The organism is Bacteroides sp. ET489 (genome assembly GCF_030518095.1).
Lineage (GTDB): Bacteria > Bacteroidota > Bacteroidia > Bacteroidales > Bacteroidaceae > Bacteroides > Bacteroides ndongoniae.
Genome location: NZ_JAULLJ010000066.1, coordinates 1 through 6,645, shown reverse-complemented (window position 1 = coordinate 6,645; position 6,645 = coordinate 1). Strand labels below are relative to the sequence as shown.

2 protein-coding genes are annotated in these 6,645 nt (G+C 40.6%); one reads left to right on the top strand and one right to left on the bottom strand.

The window, feature by feature from the left end; translation table 11 throughout:
* Positions 1-33: 33 nt before the first annotated feature.
* Positions 34-2,895 carry a hypothetical protein gene (locus tag Q3C19_RS17450; RefSeq protein ID WP_302731053.1) on the bottom strand — a complete coding sequence of 954 codons (2,862 nt, stop codon included), beginning with the start codon at positions 2,893-2,895 and terminating at the stop codon, positions 34-36.
* Positions 2,896-4,799: 1,904 nt separating this feature from the next.
* Between Q3C19_RS17450 and Q3C19_RS17445 the strand changes: the two genes are divergently transcribed.
* Complete coding sequence (locus Q3C19_RS17445) at positions 4,800-6,131, top strand: site-specific integrase (protein WP_302731051.1); 1,332 nt, start codon at positions 4,800-4,802, stop codon at positions 6,129-6,131.
* Positions 6,132-6,645: the final 514 nt, after the last annotated feature.

Below are 6,645 nucleotides of genomic sequence, written 5' to 3'. Positions count from 1 at the left end.
ATGAATATTGGTTATAGTCTATTATGGCTTATTTTATTTTGACCAATATTGAGGATAACTGTTATTAACATAAGTACCGTTTCCTAAACGTTGGTTACACCAAACTTTAGCTGCAACATCAGAACCACTTACTGCATTAACAATTGTAATTTGACCATTATTTGTCAACACACCTTCAAAACCATACTTACCAAGTTTAGTAACGTTGTTCTTTTCGAAGGTAACTTTCTGAGCTTTATCAACAGTCATGTTCTTTGCAATGACTTGGCTACCATTCTTAAATGTAAGAGTTGTTACTTTGTTAACAATAATGTCTTTTCCTACTGTCAAAATCTTATCTTCTCTTAAATTAACTGCACCAGTTAATTCATTGTTGCTTGCATTGGCAATAACATTTTTGAATACTACATCACCAGTAACAGTAAGGTTCTCACCGAAATAAGTGTGATGACCACCATCAACAGTATAGTTACCATCGATTGTTAAACCAGCATGATAAAGATCAACTCGTCCGCTCTTAATAGTAAAGCTTCCAATAGTTGTAGCAATCACTTCATTATCTTGATTTGTTGCTGCATTTATTCTCAGTGTATTAGCCTTATTACTTGTTGTTGCGTCAATGGCAGATTCAAACTTCATTAATTTGCTTTCGTTGTAAGGAACATAAATACCATTGTCTTTATTGGGCTGCAGGGTATATTCTTTAATGAAGTCTCCATTGCCAATATTGGCATTATCTCCATACACAAAGCGTAAAGTTGTAGTCGGACGGATACCATTCAAGTCAATGGCATTGTTATAACGGATAAGAGAGTTTACTTCGCAAATGAATTCAGCATTACCTTTGTTTTCAATTCTATATCCACTTAATGTAGAACCTACGTAGTCAGTGAATGTCGCACCGTCTTCATTGGTAAATGTTCCCTCTGCGCTGTTGTTATCAATATTACCTTTATTATAGATGTCACCATGGTTAGTGAATGTTGCTCCTTCAGACATCAACAGTACACCATCTTCTCCTACATTACCATTACCGTTAACTGTAATAGAAGCTCTGTAGTCGGCGTCAGCAGAACCATTTGTCAACTGTCCTCCTTCCAAGCTGAACTTGGTCTTTAAGGCAATATTCATTTTACCTTCGTTGAGGAAAGTTCCTCTAGCCACAACTTTATTAGAATTATTGTTGATCAGTTCTATTTCAGGTACACGGTCGGGATGGAGTTCTCCTTCTTCGTCTGTCGGTTCGAACTTGCTGTATACATCACCGTTGAATACAACATTTTGGCTATACAAGTTCAGCTTCGTTCCATACAGGTTCAGTTCTGTTCCTTCAGCTGTCGTAACGTCAATCAAAGTCAAGCTTGCCTTGCCCTTATTGCAACAACCTTGAGGCTCATTTTCAATATTGGCATCGAATTCAACATTTCTGAACATGTAATTTACATTACCATTTTCAATACCACCCAAAGTTAGAAGATTCTTTTCACCGTTCAAATCTTCATCGCTATTTATCATAACAGGGTGTGTTGAAGTCTTATAATATTGATCTTGTACTTGCTTGGTCAATGTGATGTTATCCAGCAGTTGGACTGTACGGGGAGCTACTTTTTCATCGTTAGCATTTGTTCTAGCCTTTGTAAATGCGTCGATGAATGATTCTTCATCGTAGGCGTAGTTTACGTTTTCAAATGTTGCAATAACAGTGTCGTTATATTTTACTTGATTGCCAATGAAATTCAGTGTTAAGTTTTTAGGTTTGTTGGCTTCAAATGTTATATTGTCTAATGAAGGAATATTGATTTCAGCTACACGACCATCCTTATCTACAATCAAGACTCTCATATCCTGGAATGTATTAGGTAAGAAAGGCACATAGAATGTTGTTGTGCCAAAATATGGAAGAATATTCAAACAATTACCTTTTTCGTCATGAGTCTTTACAACTAACGTAGAGGCAGCTTCATTACCCTGATAGCTAGTCATATAAACATCTGTTGTCAATGTACCGTTAGCGATATTTTCTTTGATTTTCTTGGCAGACAAAGCCATCTTTGTGATGAATGCCTTTTCGCCCTTGCTCAGTAATACGATTTCTTTGATATCGGCATCTCCGTTGAGTTTGAAATTGATACCAGAAGTCAGCATTTTGGTAGAAAAAGCACAAGCTTCGTCGCCACCGTTGATGGCAGCTACATAACCTACGTTGAAACTGTTCTCGCTCATCAACTGAGAAGGATCTGCTACTGTATATGAAGTAGTCAAAGTCTCATCTGCTTTAATATCCAACGTCAGAATTCTGTTTTGTTCTGCAGTTACAGGTGCATTCCAGAAGCTGTTATTATATGGGAAATATACGATGTATTCTCCAGCGTAGATTGTTCCATTGTCAGATTTAAACATACCTGTGGCATAATCAAATGACTGACCAGCTTTCATAGGTTCCCATCTAGTATCATTCCATTGAGCTACCGGAGTCAAATCTTCGTTCCAGTTGTGATACTCACCATTTTCGAGAACGCCACAGTGGAGTTTAGGAGTTTTTTCTCCTGAATACAGCCATCCTACGTGATCGAACTTGATGTTGGTATATACTTTATCGCCTGTCACATCAGTCGGTCCTCCATACTCCGGAGTACCTACACCTGTCCAACACAGACCAATGTTTTCTGTGCTAGTTACTTTCCCGTTTACGGTAGTAGGTCTCCAGAGAAATCCAGTTCCTTCGAACGCTTTCGTATTTGCGTCTGCCTCTATACTGACACCCAACATTGGGGCTTTAACCAATTCGCCCAAGCCATCATGTCCCACTGACGATGCTTCTTGGGTGAAATCTTCATTGGTACAAGCAACCATAGTTGCTGCAGCCATTGCTAAAAATAAATATTTGCTTTTCATTATCAAACTATTTAGTTAATATCCTTTCTTTTTCTCGATTACAAATCACCTCCGTCGCCTATGTCTTCACCTTGACTACCTGCAAATCCTTTCTCGATTGCCACCTCCAGAACTTCCACTTCCGGAGCTACATAAAACTTTTCCATTTCCATAATTTTAGTTTTTAATTGTTAGTAAATAAATTAATGTTTATTAGTATTTCGTTCTCGTTTTTCGTTTAGTTATCGTTGCATGTGGTGCGACATACCTTATTATAAAATTAACTCTTTTTAGCGTATCACACGCTGTATATTGTTAAGCCATGAAAATTATCGTAAATCCTTTCTTCTTGTATCGAGCTATGCTCTATATATAATAAGGTGTAAATTCCAACCTCTTTTTGCTGTTTGATTTATCTTCGGATTTATTCGTTTATATTACGCTAATCTGCTGTATATCTGTATATTAACATACTATTCAACAGCGCATAATTCAGGCTGCAAAGTAACTAACTTATTTCCTAAATACAAAATAAATTTCGTATTTTTTGTACTCATCGAAAAGTTAAAGTCACTTTTAAACCCTCCAAGGTCATCCTGCCTAAGCCTTCCTGCCCTTATCGAGCTTGCGTCTTCGAACGAACTTCCTTCTGTCATGGTTATTATTTACTCCTTTCTTATATCTTTCGTCAAAATATTTATGCTTTTTCAGGGTCAAAGATAGGGCTTTTCTAATTAACTACAAACAAAAACACATTTTTTTCTTTCGAAAAACTAAAAAAAGTTTTCAAATTTCTGTTTTTCGGCTTTGGAAAGGCATTCAGTAAGTATTTACTAACTTCTTTGTTTCGCCTTTTTGATTCCTTTTACCCTAATTTCACGTTCATTTTGTCGCCCAAATATTCCGATTACTGACTTCTTCCAGTTTTGTAACACAAATGTAACCCGATTTTTTCTTCTTGTCAAGATATGGTATTTGTTAAGTAGATTTCTTATACGGGTAACGCTTGTATGGTTGCGGAACAACACTTGTGTGGCTCGCGAGCAACACTTGCACGGCTCATGAGCCACACTTGTGTCGCTCACGAGTCATGCAGGCTTTAGGGGGATGGATACCCGAATCGACTTTAAGATCTGAATCCGGTGATTGACCGCAATCTCTATGTTGATTTTTAGTAATTCGGCGATTTGGGGAGAGAGCAGTATTTCATTATGACGTGCTAACTACCTACTTTTTCTGTCTAATGTAGATGTTTTTGTTCGCCAAGTGCCACTTGACGGACGTAATGTGCCACCTGGTGAAGTGCAATATCTGTTTATGGCCCGGACAGATAACCTGAACAAGCAATCATTAGAATTGGTTTGTGCGAATTCGGCTTCACGCCTTCACCTCTGAAGAAGTCACCTGAATGACAGATAGATACGGTGAAAGATAAGGCTTCAAGCACGGTTCACTATAGGTGAAAGCAAATAATGACCGATTTGCATCTTTCACCGTAACAGGTTAACGGTAAGCGCTTTATGGTGAAACTTCACTAGGGAAAGATGTGTTTATTCTTTGTGAAAGGTACAAAGCTCCTTGAACGGAACAAAATGTTTCACGCTTTCGGCTGGTGAAAGGTTATTTCGACCTTGTAAACGTCGGTAAATCTTCACTTCCACTGATAGATGTTTTCTGCATGATGACACCATGATGAGTTCTTCGGTTTTTGAGTTCATAAGTCTGTGGAGCCATAAGTAATTGTCTTACTTTAACTTAAATACTAAAAACGTACAAACGAATAAACTTGCCTATTTATCTTTGTCTTTGGATTATGCCTGGCGGCCTGTCTCCCGGACTAGCGACCTGAGTTGTAATCGGGTTCTAACGGAGCAGGTTTTGAGCTGCAGGCATACCTTATTATATTAACTCTAAATTCAAATGCCATGAAGAAAAACTTCTTGTATCTGAAATGTAGCGATGAATTGAAGGTGCATTTCAATTTGAAGCAAATGAGAGAGAAAGACCAGCTGACACAGATCATGCTGGTGATGACATTGAACAGACGTAGAGTCAGGATGTACACTGGATTGCGGGTGAAGCCGCGTTTCTGGGACAAGGAATCGTATCGTTGCGTGACCGAGGGACGAATCAGTAAGCGCGACCGCCTGGGGCTGGAAAACATCAACCGACAGATCAACCGGATGGAGCGGGCACTGAGCGATGCAGACGAACACTTGGCTACTTGCGGCGAGTATCTGACGGAAAGTGTGTTGCGACGGGTGATAGACGAAGTGCGGTCGGAGTCGTTCACCAGCGAACATCCGTTGCAATACCTCCGCCGGTTGGCTCAAGACTATATGAACGAAATCAACCGTCGGGGAAAGCATGGCAACGAGAGCTCGAAGAATACTTATCTGACAGCCGTAGCCCGTCTGGAAGACTATAACCGGACGCGAAAGGTGCCAATCACTTCGTTCAATGATTTCGACCGGAGGTTTTTTATCGACTTTACTAATTATCTTTACAATTACAGGTTCGGAAAGAAGTTGGAAAAGAACTATACTCAGAATACGGTCATCAACACGCTGAAAGTTCTGAAAAATTTGCTCCATCGGGCCTACGACAACGAGGTGACTAGTAACGACTATTTCAAGAAAGTGCAAACCTCGCTTCCGGCCGATGTCAGCGAACCGGTTTACCTGCGGGAAGACGAGATCAAGAAGCTGGCCACGATGGAGAACCTGACGAATGCCGAACGGGAAGTGAGAGACGCTTTCGTCATTGCCTGCTACACGGCTCTGCGCTTCAGCGACCTGCGCCGACTGAACGAAGCAGAGATCGGCGACGGAGTCATATCGCTGTATCAGACGAAAACGAAAGAGAAAGTAGCCATCCCTATCCTGAAGGAAATAGCCCCTCTGATCACTTATTATCAGAGTCAGGGTTTCCCTATTATAAATAAGGTAAGGGCCAACCGGGTCATCAAGCAGCTGGCCGAGCGTTGCCACCTGGACGAAATGGTAAGCTACCGTGAATTCCGAGGAGGAAACGCCACGCTGCACACGGCTCCGAAGTATAGCCTGATCAGTTTTCACACGGCACGTCGCAGCTGCGTGACCAACCTCTACAAACGGGGTTATCCGGTGAATTATATCATGACCTTGTCGGGGCACCGCTCCATGCAGGCTTTTCAGCGCTATATGCGTGCTTCGTCTAAGGAAATGATGTCGAAGTTCGTTCATCTGCTAAAGAAAGACAAGGCGATAGCGGTGTAAGTAATATTCCGCTAACCCTATTATCCTTCTCCTGACCGGGAAGCAATCAGTCCCCAGTAATCTGACCGTTCGTCTTTGCGATGGCCAACATCCCTTCTTAAGCAGTCTACATGCCTCTTAAAAGATACGGTTCGTTTTCTGCAAGCAACTGGACACTGTTGAATATTCGGAAAACTATCCGAACGGGATGGTGTCAGGAACTGGTGCTGATGCTTTTCGGCCTTTTCCCTCTCATTTCTGCCTATCTTATAGAAACCAACGCCTTACACAAAAGCTGCTTTGGTGCCAAAAACTGGTATCATACATTTCTTCCGTCAGATATCTCAAACTTCCCATTTTATGTTAAGAAACTGTTTGACAACTTGTTAATCTTCAAACCTCTTTTTCTCCTGTAATTCCACCGTCTTTTACATCGAATAAAACGCCCTTCCTTACGCCGTTGATTATCAGTAAAATACCATCGAAACCTATTTAGGAAATAAGTTAGTTACTTTGCAGCCTGAATTATGCGCTG

Coding starts and splice junctions, on each gene's coding strand:
- Q3C19_RS17450 (WP_302731053.1), bottom strand. CDS start 2,895: ATGAAAAGCAAATATTTATTTTTAGCAATGGCTGCAGCAACTATGGTT.
- Q3C19_RS17445 (WP_302731051.1), top strand. CDS start 4,800: ATGAAGAAAAACTTCTTGTATCTGAAATGTAGCGATGAATTGAAGGTG.